15 protein-coding genes, 4 tRNA genes and 1 riboswitch are annotated in these 18421 nt (G+C 70.3%); of the genes, 8 read left to right on the forward strand and 11 right to left on the reverse strand.

All coding sequences use genetic code 11. The features are described 5' to 3' along the window. The 5 genes from ACIBQX_RS07980 to ACIBQX_RS08000 form a co-directional block, all read right to left on the reverse strand. Entirely contained in the window at positions 1 to 2157 is a 2157-nt protein-coding gene (locus ACIBQX_RS07980; protein WP_397001898.1) for a ribonucleoside-diphosphate reductase subunit alpha, read from the reverse strand. Positions 2158 to 2259: 102 nt separating this feature from the next. Beyond that, positions 2260 to 2454: riboswitch (cobalamin riboswitch) on the reverse strand. Positions 2455 to 2497: 43 nt separating this feature from the next. Next, positions 2498 to 3412 carry a Bug family tripartite tricarboxylate transporter substrate binding protein gene (locus tag ACIBQX_RS07985; RefSeq protein WP_397001900.1) on the reverse strand — a complete coding sequence of 305 codons (915 nt, stop codon included), beginning with the start codon at positions 3410 to 3412 and terminating at the stop codon, positions 2498 to 2500. Positions 3413 to 3462: 50 nt separating this feature from the next. Next, complete coding sequence (locus ACIBQX_RS07990; RefSeq protein WP_397001902.1) at positions 3463 to 4209, reverse strand: SAM-dependent methyltransferase; 747 nt, start codon at positions 4207 to 4209, stop codon at positions 3463 to 3465. Positions 4210 to 4297: 88 nt separating this feature from the next. Then, entirely contained in the window at positions 4298 to 6106 is a 1809-nt protein-coding gene (gene glmS, locus ACIBQX_RS07995; protein WP_397001904.1) for a glutamine--fructose-6-phosphate transaminase (isomerizing), read from the reverse strand. A gap of 22 nt (positions 6107 to 6128) precedes the next feature. Further along, positions 6129 to 6416, reverse strand: a complete 288-nt coding sequence (locus tag ACIBQX_RS08000; protein WP_397003821.1) for a hypothetical protein — start codon at positions 6414 to 6416, stop codon at positions 6129 to 6131. A 252-nt stretch (positions 6417 to 6668) separates the two neighbouring features. On the opposite strand from ACIBQX_RS08000, the gene ACIBQX_RS08005 reads away from it, so the two are divergent. The 6 genes from ACIBQX_RS08005 (at position 6669) to ACIBQX_RS08030 (ending at position 10496) form a co-directional block, all read left to right on the forward strand. Next, positions 6669 to 8849 carry an N-acetylmuramoyl-L-alanine amidase gene (locus ACIBQX_RS08005; RefSeq protein WP_397001906.1) on the forward strand — a complete coding sequence of 727 codons (2181 nt, stop codon included), beginning with the start codon at positions 6669 to 6671 and terminating at the stop codon, positions 8847 to 8849. A gap of 85 nt (positions 8850 to 8934) precedes the next feature. Continuing rightward, positions 8935 to 9006, forward strand: a tRNA-Gly gene (locus ACIBQX_RS08010). Between the two features lie 16 nt (positions 9007 to 9022). Beyond that, positions 9023 to 9093: transfer RNA gene (locus ACIBQX_RS08015), tRNA-Cys, on the forward strand. A gap of 53 nt (positions 9094 to 9146) precedes the next feature. Next, positions 9147 to 9218: transfer RNA gene (locus tag ACIBQX_RS08020), tRNA-Gly, on the forward strand. A gap of 20 nt (positions 9219 to 9238) precedes the next feature. After that, positions 9239 to 9313, forward strand: a tRNA-Val gene (locus ACIBQX_RS08025). 391 nt (positions 9314 to 9704) lie between these two features. Further along, a complete protein-coding gene (locus ACIBQX_RS08030) occupies positions 9705 to 10496 on the forward strand; it encodes a hypothetical protein (RefSeq protein WP_397001908.1) in 792 nt (263 codons plus the stop codon). 41 nt (positions 10497 to 10537) lie between these two features. Here the strand turns inward: ACIBQX_RS08030 and ACIBQX_RS08035 are convergent, their stop codons facing one another. The 6 genes from ACIBQX_RS08035 to pobA all read right to left on the reverse strand — a co-directional run bounded on the left by ACIBQX_RS08035 (position 10538) and on the right by pobA (position 16057). Next, entirely contained in the window at positions 10538 to 10849 is a 312-nt protein-coding gene (locus tag ACIBQX_RS08035) for a DUF6401 family natural product biosynthesis protein (protein ID WP_397001910.1), read from the reverse strand. Between the two features lie 31 nt (positions 10850 to 10880). Continuing rightward, on the reverse strand, positions 10881 to 12020 hold the full coding sequence (gene pcaC / locus ACIBQX_RS08040) for a 4-carboxymuconolactone decarboxylase (protein WP_397001912.1): 1140 nt from the start codon (positions 12018 to 12020) through the stop codon (positions 10881 to 10883). 22 nt (positions 12021 to 12042) lie between these two features. Then, positions 12043 to 13560 carry a lyase family protein gene (locus ACIBQX_RS08045; RefSeq protein WP_397001914.1) on the reverse strand — a complete coding sequence of 506 codons (1518 nt, stop codon included), beginning with the start codon at positions 13558 to 13560 and terminating at the stop codon, positions 12043 to 12045. Positions 13561 to 13705: 145 nt separating this feature from the next. After that, the gene (locus ACIBQX_RS08050; protein ID WP_397001916.1) at positions 13706 to 14206 is read right to left on the reverse strand and encodes a protocatechuate 3,4-dioxygenase subunit alpha; all 501 of its coding nucleotides are present in this window, start codon (positions 14204 to 14206) and stop codon (positions 13706 to 13708) included. After that, positions 14203 to 14871: a protocatechuate 3,4-dioxygenase subunit beta gene (pcaH, locus tag ACIBQX_RS08055; protein ID WP_397001918.1), complete on the reverse strand. Its 669-nt coding sequence runs from the start codon at positions 14869 to 14871 to the stop codon at positions 14203 to 14205. The genes ACIBQX_RS08050 and pcaH overlap by 4 nt, the downstream gene beginning before the upstream one ends. A gap of 28 nt (positions 14872 to 14899) precedes the next feature. After that, complete coding sequence (gene pobA / locus ACIBQX_RS08060; protein WP_397001920.1) at positions 14900 to 16057, reverse strand: 4-hydroxybenzoate 3-monooxygenase; 1158 nt, start codon at positions 16055 to 16057, stop codon at positions 14900 to 14902. Between the two features lie 79 nt (positions 16058 to 16136). On the opposite strand from pobA, the gene ACIBQX_RS08065 reads away from it, so the two are divergent. Continuing rightward, complete coding sequence (locus ACIBQX_RS08065) at positions 16137 to 16892, forward strand: IclR family transcriptional regulator (RefSeq protein WP_397001922.1); 756 nt, start codon at positions 16137 to 16139, stop codon at positions 16890 to 16892. A 103-nt stretch (positions 16893 to 16995) separates the two neighbouring features. After that, positions 16996 to 18396 carry an APC family permease gene (locus ACIBQX_RS08070; protein ID WP_397001924.1) on the forward strand — a complete coding sequence of 467 codons (1401 nt, stop codon included), beginning with the start codon at positions 16996 to 16998 and terminating at the stop codon, positions 18394 to 18396. Positions 18397 to 18421: the final 25 nt, after the last annotated feature.

An 18421-nucleotide genomic window follows, 5' to 3' on the forward strand; every position in this document is an offset into this window, starting at 1 on the left:
CTACTGGCAGGCTTCGCAGGTTTCCGGGTTCTCCAGGGAGCAGACGTCCGGGGCGGCCCGCTGAATGGTGGTCTGCGCGATCCGGGTGGCCGGGCGGGAGCGCAGGTAGTAGGTGGTCTTCAGGCCGCTCTTCCACGCGTAGGCGTACATCGACGACAGCTTGCCGATGGTCGGTTCGGCCATGAAGAGGTTGAGCGACTGCGACTGGTCGATGTACGGCTGCCGTGCCGCCGCCAGGTCGATCAGGGCCTTCTGCGGCAGCTCCCAGGCCGTGCGGTAGAGCGTTTTGAGATCGTCGGGGACGCCGGGCACGTTCTGGACCGAGCCGTCGGCCCGCTTGAGGTCGTCGCGCACCTGCTGGGTCCACTGCCCGCGTGCCTGGAGGTCGGCCACCAGATAGCGGTTGACCTGGAGGAACTCGCCGGAAAGCGTCTCGCGCTTGAAGACGTTGGACACCTGCGGCTCGATGCACTCGTAGCAGCCGGCGATGGAGGCGATCGTGGCCGTCGGCGCGATGGCGAGCATGAGGGAGTTGCGCAGGCCGGAGGCGGCGATCTTGGCGCGCACCGCGTCCCAGCGCGGCGAGGTGGCGGCGTCGTAGTGGTCGGGGTGCAGCACTCCCCCGGCGGCCCGGGTGTCGTCGTAGGACGGGTGCCTGCCGCGCTCGGCGGCCAGGTCGGCGGAGGTGTCGTAGGCGGCCAGCGCGATCTCCTCGGCGATGCGGGTCGACAGCGCGAGCGCCTCGGGCGAGTCGAACGGCAGCCGCAGCGTGAAGAACACATCCGCCAGGCCCATCACGCCCAGCCCGATCGGCCGCCACCGCCGGTTGGCCGCTTCGGCCTCGGGCGTCGGGTAGAACCCGAGGTCGATGGTGGCGTCGAGGAAGCGCACGGCGGTGCGTACGGTCGAGCGCAGCCTGTCCCAGTCGATCCCGTCCCCCTCGCGCAGGTGGGCGGCGAGGTTGATGGAGCCGAGGTTGCACACCGCGGTCTCGGCGTCGCTGGTGACCTCCAGGATCTCGGTGCACAGGTTCGACAGGTGGATGACGTTCTCGGGACGGGCCGTCTGGTTGGAGGTGCGGTTGGCCGCGTCCTTGAACGTCATCCAGCCGTTGCCGGTCTGCGCCAGCGTGCGCATCATGCGGCCGTAGAGGGTCCGGGCGGGGATCTGACGAACGAATCGCCCGTCGGCCTCGTAGGCCCGGTAGGCGCGGGTGAACGCCTCGCCGTACAGGTCGGTGAGGTCGGGCACCTGCTTCGGGTCGAACAGCGACCAGGGCTCGTCCGCCTCCACCCGGCGCATGAACTCGTCCGGCACCCAGTTGGCCAGGTTGAGGTTGTGGGTGCGGCGGGCGTCCTCGCCGGTGTTGTCCCGCAGCTCCAGGAACTCCTCGATGTCGGCGTGCCAGGTCTCCAGGTAGACGCAGGCCGCGCCCTTGCGGCGGCCGCCCTGGTTGACCGCGGCCACCGAGGAGTCCAGGGTGCGCAGCCAGGGCACGATGCCGTTGGAGTGCCCGTTGGTGCCCTTGATCAGCGAGCCGCGCGAGCGGACCCGGGTCCAGGAGATGCCGATGCCGCCGGCGTACTTCGACAGTCGGGCCACCTGACCGTACCGGTCATAGATCGCCTCCAGCTCGTCGCGGGGTGAGTCGAGCAGGAAGCAGGAGGAGAGCTGGGGCCGCCGTGAGCCGGAGTTGAACAGCGTCGGCGAGCTCGGCAGGTAGGACAGGGTGGACATCAGGGCGTAGAGCTCGGCGGCCTCGGCGACCGTCGTGGAGAGCCCGCACGCCACCCGCAGGAAGAAGTGCTGCGGCCGCTCCAGCACCGCCCGCGTGTCCGGGTGGCGCAGCAGGTAGCGGTCGTAGACCGTGCGGAGCCCGAAGTACTCGAAGCGCTCGTCGGCTTCCTCGCGGATCAGCGCGTCCAGCTCGGCGGCGTTGGCCGCGACGAACGCCGCGAGCGCGTCCTGGACCAGCCCGGCGGCGTGGGTGGCGGCCACGGATTCGGAGAACGAGCGCACCCCGTGCCGGGCGGCCTCGTCGGCGATCTCCTCGGCGAGCAGCCGGGCGGCCACCCGGGAGTTGGCCGGGTCGGTGATCACCCGGGCGGCGGCTTCCTCGATGGCCAGCCGCCGATCGGCCTCAACGATCTGTGTCACGTGCTCTCTCCTCGCGAGCTCATCCTCGATGAGGGCACGCGAGAGCACTGCGGCTCGCCTCGAACGCCGGCCGCGGACGCCCCCGGACCCTCCCTCGAGGCCCTGGACATTCACATCACCGGCAGGTCTTCGGGCTTGCGGGCGCCTGTCATCCTCCTACTGGCCGTCGCTTCCCAGATCTCTCCAGTGCACGTGACGGCGGTCGTTCCCGCTCACCGCTGCGGGGCAGCCCCGGAATCGCACCGGGTTCCCTTTTGCTCCGCCTCCAGGAGGCGAACCAGCGACGAGCAGGATCCTACATCTAGTGGCAGTTTCCGCAACTGCCCCAGCATCTTGTGCCTCAGCGCGCTCCCAAGAGCCCGAGGTCGCGCATCACTGCCTTGGTCCGCCGCACCTCCGAGGCCAGCCACTGCACGAACTCCTCGCCCGCCAGCGGGATCGGCGCCCATCCTCCGGTACGGCAGGCCCGCCGCCAGGCCGCGGACCCCGTCACCTCCTCGCACATGCCGACGGCCGAGGCGCGGGCCTCGTCCTGCATGGCGGCCGGCCCGACGACGGCGCACCAGTTGGCGAAGTCGACGCGCACGCCGCTCTCCAGCAGGCTCGGCGCGTCCAGCCCGGGGAAGCGCTTGGCGCACGACACGGCGAGCACTCGTACCCGCTCCTGATCGATGTGGGGGCGCCAGTCGGCGAGCGTGCCGACGACCGCCTCGGCCCGGCCCGCGAACAGCGCGGTGGCGGCCTCCGCGCTGCTCTGGTAGCCGGTGTAGTCGACCTGCCGGATGTCGGCGCCGACCCCCTTGGCGATCAGCCCGAACAGCAGGTGGTCGGGCTCCCCCAGGGGGCCGCCGGCCAGGGGCGTCCGGCCGGTGTGGGCGAGCAGGTGCGCGCCGAAGTCGGCGAAGGTCCTGAAGCGGGAGTCGGCGGGCACGAGCACGACCTCGACCTCGCCCGCCAGCCGGGCCAGCGGCGTCGCGGTCTCGGCCAGCGTCAGCCCGTCGTTGAGCTCGGCCGCGGCGAGCGCCGGCAGCCCGGTGACGGTGAGCCGGACGGCCTGTCCCGGCCCGGCCACCGGGAACCCGGCCTCGCGCACCGCCGCGACGAACGCCCGCGTCACCGGCCGCCACCGCGCTCCCCCCGCGACGATCGTGTACGGCCGCCCGCCGTTCGCTCCCGGGACGTGGCGCTGGGTGCCGCAGCCGGCCAGGCAGGCGGCCGCCCCCAGTCCGCCTGCGAGAAACCGTCTTCGCCGCATGACGCACCCCCCGAGTCCCCTACTTCACGTTATTGTCACATAACGCAGAGTTACACATCGGGGTCCTGCGGTTTCCGGGCCAGACCCGCCAGCACGTACGAGGGCAGCAGCGGGCCGCCCACCAGCCGGGGCCGGTCAGGACGCCAGTCGGCCGCCTGCACCAGACCCGGAGGCACCAGCTCGAAGTCGCCGAAGAAGGCACGGATCTCCTCCGGGCTGCGGTCGGTGGACGCCTCGCCCTCCTGCCGGCTGCTGGAGGTGGCGTGCGTGAGCGCCAGATAGCTGCCCGGCGCCACCGCCTCGCGCAGGCGGGCCACCAGGCCATCGGGATCGCGGCCCGCTGGGAAGGAGTGCAGCATCGACACCATCAGGACCGCGACCGGCTCGTTCAGGTCGAGAAGGCCGCTGGCTCCCGCCAGAATCCGGTCGAGGTCGAGCAGGTCGGCCTCCACGAAGACCGCCCTGTCCTCCCCCCGCAGCAGCGCACGCGCGTGCGCCGCCACGATCGGGTCCTGGTCGACGTAGACGACCACGGCGTGCGGTGCCACCTCGTGCACGTTGCCCTGCGTGGGCAGGCCGCTGCCGAGGTCGAGGAACTGCTCCACGCCTTCCTGCGCGACGTAACGGACCGCCCGCTGGAGGAAGCCGCGGCTGGCGCGGGCCAGCGGCAGCGCCTCCGGGATCAGATCCGTCAGCCTGTCAATGGCCTCACGATCGACCGCGTAGTTGTCCTTGCCGCCGAGGAGGTAGTCGTACATCCGGGCGACATTGGGGGTGTGGGGGTCGGACTGGGACACCTTTCTGACACTATGGGCTCAGTGTCAAGGGGGACACAGGGGCGAATCCGACTATGACCCATCCGAACGGTAAGCCTTGTCTTACCGCCTATTCGACGGTCACGCTCTTGGCCAGGTTGCGCGGCTTGTCCACGTCACGGCCGAGCGCGACGGCGGCGTGGTAGGCCAGCAGCTGAAGCGGGATGGTCAGCAGGATCGGGTCCAGCTCGATCTCGTTCTTCGGCACCACGATGGCGTCGTCGGCCAGCTTGGCGTCGGGCTCACGGTGGCCGATCATCAGGACGTTGCCGCCCCGGGCGCGGATCTCGCCGAGCGTGGTGAGGTTCTTGTCGAGCAGCTCGTCGTCGGGGACGATCGCCACCGTCGGGATCTCGGGGCCGATGAGCGCGAGCGGGCCGTGCTTGAGCTCGCTGGCCGGGTAGGCCTCGGCGTGCACGTAGGAGATCTCCTTGAGCTTCTGCGCGCCCTCGCGGGCCACCGGATAGCCGCGCACCCGGCCCACGAACATCATGCTGGCATGGCCGGCGTACTTCTGCGCCAGCTGGGCGATCTTGTCGCTCTGCGTGAGGATCTCCCCGATCTGGTCGGGCAGCCTGCGCAGGCCCTCGCAGATGCGCCGGCCGTCGGCGGGCGACAGGTCGCGCACCCGGCCCAGGTGCAGCGCCAGCAGCGCGAACGCCACCGCGGTCGAGGTGAACGCCTTGGTGGAGGCCACCGACACCTCCGGCCCCGCGTGCAGGTAGACGCCGCCGTCGACCTCGCGGGCGATGGCGCTGCCGACGGCGTTGACGATGCCGATGACCCGGCCGCCCTTGCGCTTGAGCTCCTGCACGGCGGCCAGGGTGTCGTAGGTCTCGCCGGACTGGCTGATCGCCACGTAGAGGGTGTCCTGGTCGACGACGGGGTTGCGGTAGCGGAACTCGCTGGCCGGCTCGGCGTCGGCCGGGATGCGGGCCAGCTCCTCGATGAGCTGCGCGCCGATCTGGCCGGCGTAGTAGGCCGAGCCGCAGCCGATGACCTTCACCCGGCGGAAGGAGCGGGTCTCGCGCGCGTCCATGTTCAGCCCGCCCAGGTGGGCGATGTTGAAACGCTCGTCGAGCCGGCCGCTCAGGGTGCGGGTGACCGTGTCGGGCTGCTCGGAGATCTCCTTGAGCAGGTAGTGCTCGTAGCCGCCGGTGTCGTAGTGGCCGGCGTCCCAGTCGACGGTCAGCGGCTCCTTGGCGGTCTCGCGGGCGTCGCTGGCGAAGGTGTGGAAGCCGTCGGCGCGCAGCACGGCCAGCTCGCCGTCCTCCAGGTGCACCACCTGGCGGGTGTAGCGGACCAGCGCGGCCACGTCCGAGGCGGCGAACATCTCCTTCTCGCCGATGCCGATCACGATCGGGCTGCCGTTGCGCGCCACGACGACCTCACCCGGCCGCTCGGCGTCGATCACCGCGATGCCGTACGTCCCCACCACGCTCTTGAGGGACTTGCGGACGGCCTCCTCCAGCGAGTCGTTCTCGTCGACGGCCCGGGCGACCAGGTGGGCGAGCACCTCGGTGTCGGTCTCGGACACGAACTCCACGCCGTCGGCGCTCAGCTTGGCGCGCAACTCGTCGGCGTTCTCGATGATGCCGTTGTGCACGACAGCGATGCGCTCGTCGGCCGACAGGTGCGGGTGCGCGTTCACGTCACTCGGCACGCCGTGCGTGGCCCAGCGGGTGTGGCCGATGCCGAGCGTCCCCTTGAACCGGGCCGGCACCACCTTGGCCAGGTCGGCGACCCTGCCCTTGACCTTGCGCAGCTTGAGGCCCTTGTTGGAGACCACGACCCCGGCGGAGTCGTAACCGCGGTATTCCAGCCGCTGCAGCCCTTCGAGCAGGATGGGGGCCGCGTCCTTCGGCCCGATATACGCCACGATTCCGCACATCCGAGGTCTCCTATCCGTAGATGATCCGGCGTAGCTGCCGCAGGGAAAGCTCGGGGGCCGCCACCCGGCGGCCCCGTAGCTCCGCGGCGACCCTGGGGAAGATCTCGTCGTTGGTGAGGCCGCGAGCCTGCAGCTCGCCGTGGCGCCGCCGTACGAACTCCTCGGTCGACTCGGAGAAGTACGACAGCACGTCGGCCACCACGCGTGCCGCCTCACCAGGCCCCAGGGGGCTGGTCTTGGTCAGGTGGGCGATGAGGTCTTCGTAGGGATGCCGTGCCGTGGACACAGAGGAGGACATTACGCAGATCGATCGGGACATGCCAAGATCCTGCCCGAAATCGGGCAGGATTTAGCTCTAAGGCACTTCTGACTTCTCCCATGGAGGTTCGGCCGCTTACCCACTCGAACCTGGGTGAAGCCCCACGAGAGGGTGAGGAGTTTGCCGTGAACTCAACTGGTCTCCTGCGTAACATCCGTCCCGTCTGACACACCCCTTTCTGGGAATGGTTACGGGGAGTGTTCATCTCGTGACATTTACATGGGGGTTGTCATGCTGCTCTGGGTCGCGCTCACCGCCACCGCCGGCGCCCTGGCCGTGCCGGGCCAGGCCGCGGGGCGGCAGGGCGACTTCGCCGAGGCGGCCAGGGAGTACGGGGTGCCGCAGAGCGTTCTGCTCGGCGTCTCCTACCTGCAGTCACGCTGGGACGCGCACGCCGGCGAGCCGAGCACGGCGGGCGGCTACGGGCCGATGCACCTCGTGGACCTCACCGCACTCCCCGGCCAGGAGCGCGAGCCGGGAGGCGATCACGCCCACGGGGACGCACGCGGCGACAGCGCCCGTCCGGTGCGCCACTCCCCCTCGGACTCCTCTCAGCCGTCTTCCCCTCCCCATACCGGCGACTCGCAGCGGGAGACTGCGGGACTTCCTGGGGCGGGGAGTCCCCTGGCGGGGAGTCCTTCCGTCTCCGGTGGGGCGTTGTTGAAGGAGGCCGGGCGGTTGACGGGGCTGAGCTCGGCGCGGTTGCGCAGTGATCCGGCCGCGAACATCAGGGGCGGCGCCGCGCTGCTCGCCTCCTTCCAGGAGCGGCCCAGCTCCGACCCGGCCCAGTGGTACGGCGCGATCATCCGGTACGCGGGGTCACGGAGCTTCGCCGACGAGGTGCTCTCGGTGATCCGCGCCGGAGCATCACGCCGTACGGACGACGGCTCCGTGGTGCGGCTGACGGCCGAGCCCGGCCTGCGGTCACCGGCTCCGCTGCGCCGGGCGGCGAGCCCGGCCGAGTGTCCGCCCGCGCTGACCTGTGAGTGGATGCCCGCGGCGTACAAGCGGACCGGCAAGAAGGACTACGGCAACCACGACCGTCTTGATCATTCACGGCAGGTCGACTACATCATCGTCCACGACACAGAAGGGACCTACCGGGGCATCTCGGCGCTGGTGAAGAACCCGAAGTACGTGAGCTGGCACTACACGATCCGCTCCAACGACGGACATGTCGCCCAGCATGTGCTGACCAAGGACATCGCCTGGCATGCGGGCAACTGGGATGTCAACAGCCGCTCGATCGGCATCGAACACGAGGGCTACCTGGCCAAGGGCGGCACCTGGTACACCGAGGCGATGTACCGGGCCTCGGCCAAGCTCGTCCGCCATCTGGCGAACAAGCACGACATCCCCCTCGACCGAGCCCACATCCTCGGCCACGACAACGTTCCCGGCACCACCCCCGACACCCTGCCCGACATGCACGACGACCCGGGCCCCTACTGGGACTGGGCCCACTACTTCGACCTGCTGGGCGAGCCGCTCGGGAGCGCCGGCCGGGACACGTCGTACGACAAGGCCGCACTGCCGAACGACCCCTCGCACGACCCCTCGAACGGCCCCTCGCACGACCAGGACCCGTCGTTCGAGCACACCTGGTGGAGCACTCCCATCGGGGAGACCCTGTGGGACGCGCCGTTCAAGATTTCGTTCGGGCCCGCCTGGCACGAGCCGCCGTCCAGCGAGGCCACGCCGCGGAGGGAGGAGGAGTTCGCCAGGCCCGATCGGGACGCGCCGTACCAGTGGTCCAGGGAGGACGCGCAGCTCGGGGGCGGCGGGTCGGTGCTCATCCGGCCGTCCTACGACGACCACCGGCCTCGCTTCACCGGCTGTACGTCCGCCAAGCCCGCCAAGGCGTGCCCCCCGCACGGCGCTTCGGTGGTGTGGCTGCACACCGAGCCGCGGCACAAGGCCACGCTGATCGACGACATCGGCAAGCTCGTGGGCAAGCCCAGCACGTACAGCGTCTACGACCACAGCGCCCGCGCCTCGACCGGCCAGCGGTACGCGGTCGCCGAGCGGCGCGGTGACTGGACGGCCATCTGGTATCTCGGCCAGAAGGCCTGGTTCCACAACCCGCGGTCACGGCCGACCGCCGTCCCGGCCCGAGGCCCGCTCGTCACCCCGATCAAACCCACAGTCAAGGTGTACGGCCGGGCGTACCCCGAAAAATCCGCCTACCGAGGCACGGGGGTCGCTTTCCAGCGCCATGTCCCGCTTCCCTACACCATCCGCCAGGGCCAGTCCTACACCGTCGGCCACACCCTGACCGGCACCTACCAGTCGGCGACATCGTTCAAGCCGGCCAAGCACGTCATGGTCAAGGGCGACCTGCGTTACCACCAGATCCAGCTCGGCCACCGGGTCATGTTCGTCCGGGCGGAAGACGTACGCATCATCCGTTGATTTTGGCTTCACCGACCTCTCAGTGCACACGGGCACTCCGCGAAGGCGATATGGTTTTCCCGTGACCGGCCAGTGCCGGAAGCACGCGGAAGTGGCTCAGTGGTAGAGCATCACCTTGCCAAGGTGAGGGTCGCGGGTTCGAATCCCGTCTTCCGCTCGGAGTTCAATCTCCTGGTGGAGTGGCCGAGAGGCGAGGCAGCGGCCTGCAAAGCCGTCTACACGGGTTCAAATCCCGTCTCCACCTCGGCGAAGGTCAGCGGAGCCTCCGGGATCCGCTAAAGTAAAGTGCGACGCCATGCGGAAGTGGCTCAGTGGTAGAGCATCACCTTGCCAAGGTGAGGGTCGCGGGTTCGAATCCCGTCTTCCGCTCTGAGTGCACAACTCAATACGGACGATTAGCTCAGCGGGAGAGCGCTTCCCTGACACGGAAGAGGTCACTGGTTCAATCCCAGTATCGTCCACCACACGGCGCATTCCAGAGGCCGTCACGCCATAGTGATCAATGACTGGCTGTGCGAAGCATGGCGAGAAGCTCGACCGGATGCCCGGTCGAGCTTTTTTCGCGCTCTGGCTGATCGGCGCCTGTGCTCAGTCCTTGAGCGCGCCCTCCAGCAGGCTCATGAGGACCCTGCCATACCAGCGGCCCTTTCCGGGTTCGGGTTCGCCGACGGCGGATCGGCGCCTGGCCGGCGTTCGGACAGTGGACACCGCCCTGGTCCTCCGCCGGGCCGGAGTCCTCACCTAGGACGACGATCGTCCAGAAAATGCAAAATACATCCCATTGATTACGCTCTGTGCGTGATCGGCCTTCTGACCGGGTAGCGCGTTGGCATTGGCTCCTCGGAGGAGGAAACCGTGGACATCAACATAGGCCAAGGCATATCGGATGCCTGGCGACAGATTGCGACGTTCGTACCGAAGTTCTTCGCGTTCCTGGTCATACTCGTCATCGGGTGGATCATCGCGAAGGTGCTGATGAAGGTCGTCGACAAGCTCCTTGAGCGGGTCGGCTTCGACCGGCTGGTACAGCGCAGCGGCGTGCACACCTGGCTGGCCCGCAGCGACTACGACGCCAGCAGCCTGGTCGGGAAGATCGTCTACTACGCGATCATCCTGATCACCCTGCAGATCGCCTTCAGCGTCTTCGGGCCGAACCCGATCTCCGCGCTGCTCACCGGCGTGGTGGCCTGGCTGCCCAGCGCCATCGTCGCCATCGTGATCATCGTCGTGGCCGGGGCGATAGCCAAGGCCGTCGGCGACATCATCAGAGGCGCGCTGGGCGGGCTCTCGTACGGCCGCGTGCTGGCTGTCGCCGCCCAGGTGTTCATCTGGGCGCTCGGCATCATCGCCGCGCTGAACCAGATCGGGGTGGCCACGGCGGTCACCACACCGGTGCTGATCACCGTGCTCGCCACCATCGGCGCGATCGCGGCCATCGGGATCGGGGGCGGCCTCGTCCGGCCGATGCAGCAGCGGTGGGAGCGGTGGATAGGCCGCGTCGAGGCCGAGGCGCCACAGGCCAGGGCACAGGCCGAGGCGTACCAGCGAGGTCGTGGCGACGCCGCCTCGATGACCGAGCAGCCGACGACCCGCCCCACCGGAACCGGGCCCGGCGGCGCCACCCGGTCGGGTTACGAGCAGCCCTGAGCCCGCGGACCGGCCGGCTCGCGTCATGGCCGGCCGGTCCGTCAGGCCGGGGCCCCGTCTTCGAGGAAGCCCGACTCCCTGGCGAGCCAGCAGGCCGCCGTCAGCCGCAGCGTGGGTGCGTCGAGGTCGCCGTAGAACATCCAGTCACGGTCGCGCAACTCGTCCAGGAAACCCAGGACGTAGTCGCCCAAGGTCTCGCGGTCCAGCGGGATCGCGTCCCGCAACACCGCGGCGTGCTGATCCACCGCGGCCACCAGGCCCGGGTCGGTGGTCATCCGGTCGAGCTGCGCTTGGCCGAGCATGTCCATCACCGATCGCAGCGGTGAGGCGGCCCAGCCGTCCTGGAGATTCACCCTTTAAACCATAAACTATGACAAAACCCCTTTACCCTTCGGCGTCGAGTTCCGCGAGCGTGCGCTGTGCCACGCCGAAGGCGGCGTTCGCCGCCGGAACCCCGCAGTACACGGCGCTCTGCAGCAGCACCTCACCGATTTCCTCCCGGGTGAGCCCGTTGCGTAAGGCCGCGCGTACGTGCATCGCGAGCTCGCTGAGGTGGCCGTGCGCGACCAGGGCGGTGAGCGTGACGCAACTACGCGTCCGCCGGTCCAGACCGGGGCGGTTCCAGATCTCGTCCCAGGCGTAGCGGGTGATGAAACTCTGGAAGTCCCTGGTGAAGTCGGTCGTGGCGGCGATGGCGCGGTCGACGTGCGCGTCACCGAGCACCTCCCGCCTGGTCCGCATCCCGGCCGCCGCGCCGGCGCCGCCCGCCGCAGCAGCACTCACCGCGCGCGACGGCGCAGAGGACAGGTGCCGCACGATGGCGGGCGTCACCGCGTCGGCGCGCTCGACGCTCGCCAGGTGGGCCGCTCCCGGCACCGCCGACAGGAGCGCGCCCGGGATGCCGGTGGCGAGGGTCAGCGCGTGCTCGATCGGAGTGGCGGGATCGTCGGCTCCGGCCACGACCAGGGTGGGAGCCGCGATCTCGGGCAGGCGCGACCTCAGGTCGAAGGCGGCCAGCGCCTCACAGCAGGCGGCGTACGACGAGGAGTCGACCTCCCCCAGCATGTCCAGCACCCAGCCGCCGTCGTATCCCTCGGAGAACCAGCGCGTCGCCAGGGCGGGCGCGAGCGAGGTCACGCCCTTGCCACGCACCAGCGCCGCCCGTCCCAGCCACGGCCCCGGCTCGCCGAAGCGGGCCGACGAACAGCACAGGACGAGGCTGCGTACCCGCTCCGGCGCCTTGATCGCCGCGGTGGCGGCGATCGCGCCGCCGACCGAGATCCCGCCCATCGCGAAGTACGGCTCATCCACCAGATCCAGTACGGCCCGCGCCAGGTCGTCGATGGTGAACCCCTCGGCCGGCGGTGAGTCACCATGCCCGGGAAGGTCGTACCTGAGCACCCGCCAGCCGGCGGTCAGCTCCGGCAGCTGGGGCTGCCAGACGTCCAGGGTGGTGCCCAGTGACGGGCCGAGGACCAGCAGCGGTCCGTCAGCGGGTCCGTCGAGGCGGTGATGCAGCTTCACGTGCTCACTCCGATACTGACGTTCACGGTCGCTCCCGGTACGCGGCGAGAATGCGGTCGACCAGCTCCGGGGCGGCGCCCAGGTATCCGGCCGGGTCCAGCACGTCCTGCGGGGCGTCAGGGTCCAGCGCGTCCCGTGGGATGTCGAGGGGGGCGTCCTGGTCCAGGAGCGTGCGCAGGTCGTTCTTGTCGAGGTGGGCGGCGAGCCGTTCGGAGACTATGCGACCGCCGGTGAGGTCCACGTTGGCGCGCATCCTGTCGGGAAAGACTCGCAGCCCGCCGACCAGCTCCACGGCCGTCTCCGCCGCGCCCCCGGTCAGCCTGAGACATTCGCGCAACGGCGCCCACTCCGCCTGCCAGGCTCCGGCCGCCCGCTCGTGCTCCCCCGCCTGGGCCAGCGCCTGCGCGTACGCGGGCACCTGCAGCGAGGCCGAGCGGATGAGCACCGACAGGGCGGGGTTGCGTTTGTGCGGCATGGCTGAGGAGCCGCCCTGCGAGGACTCGGCGGCCTCGCCCACCTCGGTCTGGGCCATGAGGATCACGTCGGTCGCCAGCTTGCCGAGGGCCCTCGCCGTCCCCGCCAGCGCGGCCCCGAGCTCGCCGACCACCGACCGCTCCGCGTGCCACGGCGCCAGCGGCACCGCCAGCCCCAGCTCCTCGGCGTAGACGGCGACGAGCGTGATCGCCCGCTGCGGGGAGCCAGCGGCGGCCACCTCACGATCGCCCGCTGGACGATCGACATTCTCACGCCCGGCCTCGCCACGCACGGCCTCCCCACGCACGGCCTCCCCACCCGCGGTACCCCCGCGGGCCTCCTCGTGGGCGGGGCCTGCGGGGGTGGGCTCGCGGGTGGCTTCGACGAGGGCGGCGAGGGTGCCTGCGGCACCGCCGAGCTGGGCGGGGAGAGGGATGGCGCGCAGACGGTCGCGGGTGCGCAGGAGGCCGGTCAGCCAGCCGGCCGCCTTGAGGCCGAAGGTCGTCGGCACCGCGTGCTGGCCGAGGGTTCGGGCGGCCATCACGGTGGTGCGGTGGCGCTGGGCCAGGTCGGCCAGGAGAGCCAGGAGGGAGTCCAGGTCGGCGGTGATGACGGCGACCGCCCGGGTGGCGACCAGCATGGCCGCCGTGTCCAGGATGTCCTGGGTGGTGGCTCCCAGATGAACCAGGCGAGCCACGTCCTCGCCGCCCCCGCCCTGGGACACGGGCTGAGACACGGGCTGGAACACGGCCTGGGGCCCAGCCTGGGACACGGACTGGCGGAGGTCGGAGACCAGGGGGGCGACGGGGCCCGCCGACTGGCGGGAGCGGCGGGCGAGGTCGGCGGGGTCCACCGTGAGCGCCGCCGCCGTTCGGTCGATCAGGGCCGCGGCCTCGCCGGAGATCAGGCCGGCGCGGGCCTGGGCACGGGCGAGCGCCGCCTCGGCGTCCAGCATGGCCCGCACCCACGCCCGATCCGACGTGAGCGCCTCCACGCGGGTGCCGGCCCGCACCGGCGCCAGCAACCCGCCGTCCACGTCCACCTCCTCTGTCTCCTGTGCCTCCACGCGAGAGCGACCTCCCGCACCCGAGGCGCGGTTCGAGCCCACCGTCGCACCCGGACCGCCGCCGGTGCCCGCCGCCGCACCGCCGCCGCCAGAGCCCGCCGTACCCGCCGTCGGAGGGGACGGCGGGCCGGGCGGCGGGGTCGGGTCAGAAGTCAAGGAAGACCGTCTCCCCCTCACCCTGGAGCCGTACGTCGAACCGGTACGAACCATCCGAACCGGTCGCGACGAGGGTGGCGCGGCGGGCCGGGTCGAGGGTGTCCAGGAAGGGGTCCGGCTGGTCCGCCAGGTACACGCGGGTGAGCACCGACCGCAGCAGGCCGCGGGCGAAGATCTGCATCGACAGGTACGGCCGGGCCGGGCGGGCCAGCCGGAAGCGGTAGGTGCCGTCGGGCTGGGTGGCGCAGCGGCCGAAGCCGGACACCTGGCCGTCGCCGCGGAGCAGGGCGCCCCGGTCGCCGGTGTCGCCGAGCCAGATCTCCAGGAGGGCGTCGGGGACGGGCTCGCCCGCGCCGTCCCGGACGGTGCCCGACAGCGTGATCGCCTCGGGGTGGGTGCCGGGGACGAGCTCCCAGTCGTGCGGGTAGGGCAGCGCGTGGGAGTAGAACGGGCCGATCGTCTGCGAGGGGGTCAGGGGAAGGGTCGTCATGAGGGCTCCACCGGGGTCCGGCCGAGCACGATGTCGAAGGTGTAGCCGAGCGCCCACTCGGGCTCGGTGACGTCGTGGGCGTAGGAGGAGATGAGCCGTTGCCTGGCGGCGTCGTCGGGGATCGACTGGTAGATCGGGTCGAGGGCCATCAGCGGGTCGCCGGGGAAGTACATCTGGGTGATGAGCCGCTGCGTGAACGCCTGGCCGAAGACCGAGAAGTGCAGGTGGGCCGGGCGCCAGGCGTTGGGGTGGTTGCGCCACGGGTAGGCGCCGGGCTTGATGGTGACGAAGCGGTAGCGGCCGTCCGCGTCGGTGAGGCAGCGGCCGCCGCCGGTGAAGTTGGGGTCGAGCGGGGCCGGATGCTGGTCGCCGAGGTGGGCGTACCGGCCGGCGGAGTTGGCCTGCCACAGTTCGATCAGGCTGTCGCGTACGGGACGCCCGTCCGTGTCGAGGACGCGGCCGGTCACGATGATGCGCTCGCCGATCGGCTCGCCGTCGTGCTGCCTGGTCAGGTCGGCGTCGAGGGCGCCGACCTCCTGGTGGCCGAAGACGGGGCTGGTCAGCTCGATCGCGTCCGGGTCTGCCTTGAACGTCACCGGCGGCTGGGAGGGGGCGCGCAGGACGGTGCTGCCGTAGCCTGGGCTCAGATAGGGCGGATGGGTCATCGCGTTCCTTCAGTTGCGGGGGTTGAGTTCACCAGGGGAGTCCTACGTAGTTCTCCGCCAGTGTGGTCGCCGCCGCCTCGGAGGAGGTCACATAGTCCAGGTAGGACAGCTGCAACCGCCGCCCGTAGGCGTCGTCGGAGTCGAAGGTGTGCAGCAGCGTGGTCATCCACCAGGAGAAGTGCTGCGCCCGCCACACCCGTTTGAGGCAGGCGGCGGAGTAGCCGTCGAGCGCGCCGGTGGAGCCGTCGTGGAAGAACGCGGTCAGCGCCTCGGTGAGCACCCGGACGTCGGCCACGGCCAGGTTCAGCCCCTTGGCGCCGGTGGGCGGCACGATGTGCGCGGCGTCGCCCGCCAGGTAGAGCCTGCCGTGCTGCATCGGCTCGGTGACGAAGCCGCGCATCGGGGTGACGCTCTTCTCGATGATCGCGCCGGTGGTCAGGGCGAATCCGGGCACGGTCTCCAGCCGCGTCCTGAGCTCGGCCCAGATGCGCTCGTCGGGCCATTCGGCCACGTCGGCGTCGGGCGGCACCTGAAGGTAGAAGCGGCTGATCGTGGGTGAGCGCATGCTGTGCAAAGCGAAGCCTCGCTCGGTCCTGGCGTAGATCAGCTCTTCCGAGGACGGCGCGACCTCGGCCAGGACGCCCAGCCAGGCGAACGGGTAGTCGCGCTCGTAGGTCTTGAGCACGCCCGGCGGGATGGACGGCCGGGACACCCCGTGGAAGCCGTCGCAGCCGGCGATCACGTCGCAGTCGAGCCGCTCGCCGCCGAAGGTCAGGTACGGCCGGTCCTCCAGGGAGTGCGCCGCCACGTCCTCGACCTCGAAGCGGATGTCGCCGCCCGCCTCCAGCCTGGCGGCGATGAGGTCCTTGACCACCTCCTGCTGGCCGTACACGGTGATGGCCCTGCCGGGCACGAGCTTCTCGAAGGCGATGCGGTGCCGTTCGCCGTCGTACCTGAGCTCGATGCCGTGATGGGGCAGCCCTTCGCGGAGCAGGCGCTCGCCCACGCCGGCCTCGATGAGCGTGTCGACCGTCCCCTGCTCCAGCACGCCGGCTCGCACCCGCCGCTCCACGTAGTCGCGGCTGCGCTTCTCCAGCACCACGGAGGAGATGCCGCGCAGGTGGAGCAGGTGTGACAGGAGCAGGCCCGCGGGCCCCGCGCCGATGATCCCTACCTGAGTCCGCATACGGGAAGCATCCTGCCCCGGCGGCGGACAAGCCGACAGGACTCTTCCACTCAGTGGAAGAACATTGCACGATAGGCACATGTCAGGCGGATCCCGCGAGCCGGGTCGTACGGTCACCTCGAAGGTGCTCGCGTTGCTGGGCGCGTTCGACGCGGCGCACCCACAGCTCTCCCTCACCGAGCTCGCCACCCGCAGCGGGGTGCCGCTGACGACGACTCACCGGCTGGTCGGTGAGCTGGAGCGGTGGCAGGCGCTCAACCGCACCGCCGACGGGCGGTTACGGGTGGGGCTGCGGCTGTGGGAGCTCGGCCGGCTCGCGCCGGACCCGCTGCACGACGTGGCGCACCCGTGGCTGCAGGAGCTGTTCGGGAGCACCGGCGAGAACGTGCACCTGGCCGTCCGCGACGGCCTGGAGGTGCTGTACGTCGACAAGGTGTACGGCAAGCGGGCGGTGCCGATCGTCTCCAGGACGGGGTCGCGGCTGCCCATGCACCCGACGGGGGTGGGCAAGGCGCTGCTGGCGTACGAGCCCGACTGGTTCGTCCGGGCCTATCTGGCGCGCGAGCTGGAGCGGCCCACCTCGCACACGGTCACCGAGCCGGGCCGGCTGGCGCGGGAGCTGGGAACGGTCCGGGCGCAGGGCTACGCGCTCACGTTCGAGGAGATGTCGCTGGGCTCGTGCTCGGCGGCGGCTCCCGTCCTGGTGGAGGGGCGGGCCATCGCGGCTCTGGGCATCGTGCTGTCCTCCCGGCGGTCGCGGGAGCTGCCCCGCCTGGTGGAGCCGCTGCGCAGCGCGGCGGCCGGGATCGCCCGCGCCTGGTCACAGGCGGCTTAGTCGCGGCCGGACGATCGCAATGTCACCGCGCGGGCCAGAATATCCGCAGGCCAACCGGGGTACGTAATGACGTTCCAGAGCGGCTGCAGAAGAGGAACCCCCCATGGCACAGACCAGCCCACCCAGCCATATCGGGACGAACAGCGGCGAGCAACCCAGCCTGAAGCAGGTGATGGGCCCGGGGCTGTTGCTGCTGTTCATCATCGGCGACATTCTCGGCACCGGCATCTACGCACTGACCGGCCAGGTCGCGGGCGAAGTGGGAGGCGCCGCCTGGTTGCCCTTCGCCATCGCCTTCTTCGTCGCGTTGATCACGGCGTGCTCGTACCTTGAGCTGGTCACCAAGTATCCGCAGGCCGCCGGAGCCGCGCTCTACGTGCACAAGGCGTTCGGCACGCACATCCTGACCTTCATGGTGTGCTTCGCCGTGATGTGCTCCGGCATCACCTCCGCCTCCGCCGCCTCGCGGGCCTTCGCCGCGAACCTCAGCACCGGATTCGGGCTCGACGTCGGCAACGGCGTCATCCTGATGATCGCGCTGATTTTCATGCTCCTGGTCCTGGCGGTCAACCTGCGCGGAGTCGGCGAGAGCGTCAAGATCAACGTGGTGCTCACCGCGATCGAGCTCTCGGGCCTGCTGCTCGTCATCGTGATCAGTCTGTACTTCATCTCCGGCGGGAACGCGGACTTCTCCCGCGTCGTCGCCTTCGAGACTCCCGAGGACAAGAGCGTGTTCCTGGCGGTCAGCGCCGCGACGTCGCTGGCGTTCTTCGCCATGGTCGGGTTCGAGGACTCGGTCAACATGGCGGAGGAGACGAAGAACCCGGCCCGGATCTTTCCCCGCATCATGCTCACCGGTCTCGGGATCACGGGTCTGATCTACGTGCTCGTCTCCATCTGCGCCGTCGCCGTGGTGCCCGTCGGAGAGCTCGCCGACAGCGAGACGCCGCTGTCGCTGGTGGTGCAGACCGCGGCTCCCGGCTTCCCGATCTCCGACCTGCTGCCGTTCATCTCGATGTTCGCCGTCGCCAACTCGGCGTTGATCAACATGCTGATGGCCAGCCGGCTGCTCTACGGGATGGGTAGACAGGGCGTGCTGCCGGCCTTCCTGGCGAAGGTGCACCCCACGCGCCGCACGCCGCACGCGGCGATCCTGTTCACCACCGCCATCGCGGGTGGCCTCATCACCTTCGTCTCGCTGGACCCGGAGAGCCCGGTCGTGGCCCTGCTGGGCGGGACGACGTCGCTGCTCCTGCTCGCGGTGTTCGCGCTCGTCAACCTGTCCGTGCTCGTCCTGCGCAAGGATCAGGTGCCCGGGGAGCACTTCAAGGCGGGCCGGATCCTTCCCGTGGTGGGCACGTTCACGTGCCTCTACCTGGTGCTGCCGTGGTCCTCCGGGCGTCCGGCCGGCCAATACCAGATCGCGGGTGTGCTGCTGGCGATCGGCCTGGTCCTGTGGATCGTCACCTGGTACGTCCGGCAGAAGGAAAGCGTGAACCGTTGAGCGTGGCCTGAACCTCTGGTCGCCT

Origin of the sequence: Nonomuraea sp. NPDC049714 (assembly GCF_044465295.1) — a bacterium.
Lineage (GTDB): Bacteria > Actinomycetota > Actinomycetes > Streptosporangiales > Streptosporangiaceae > Nonomuraea.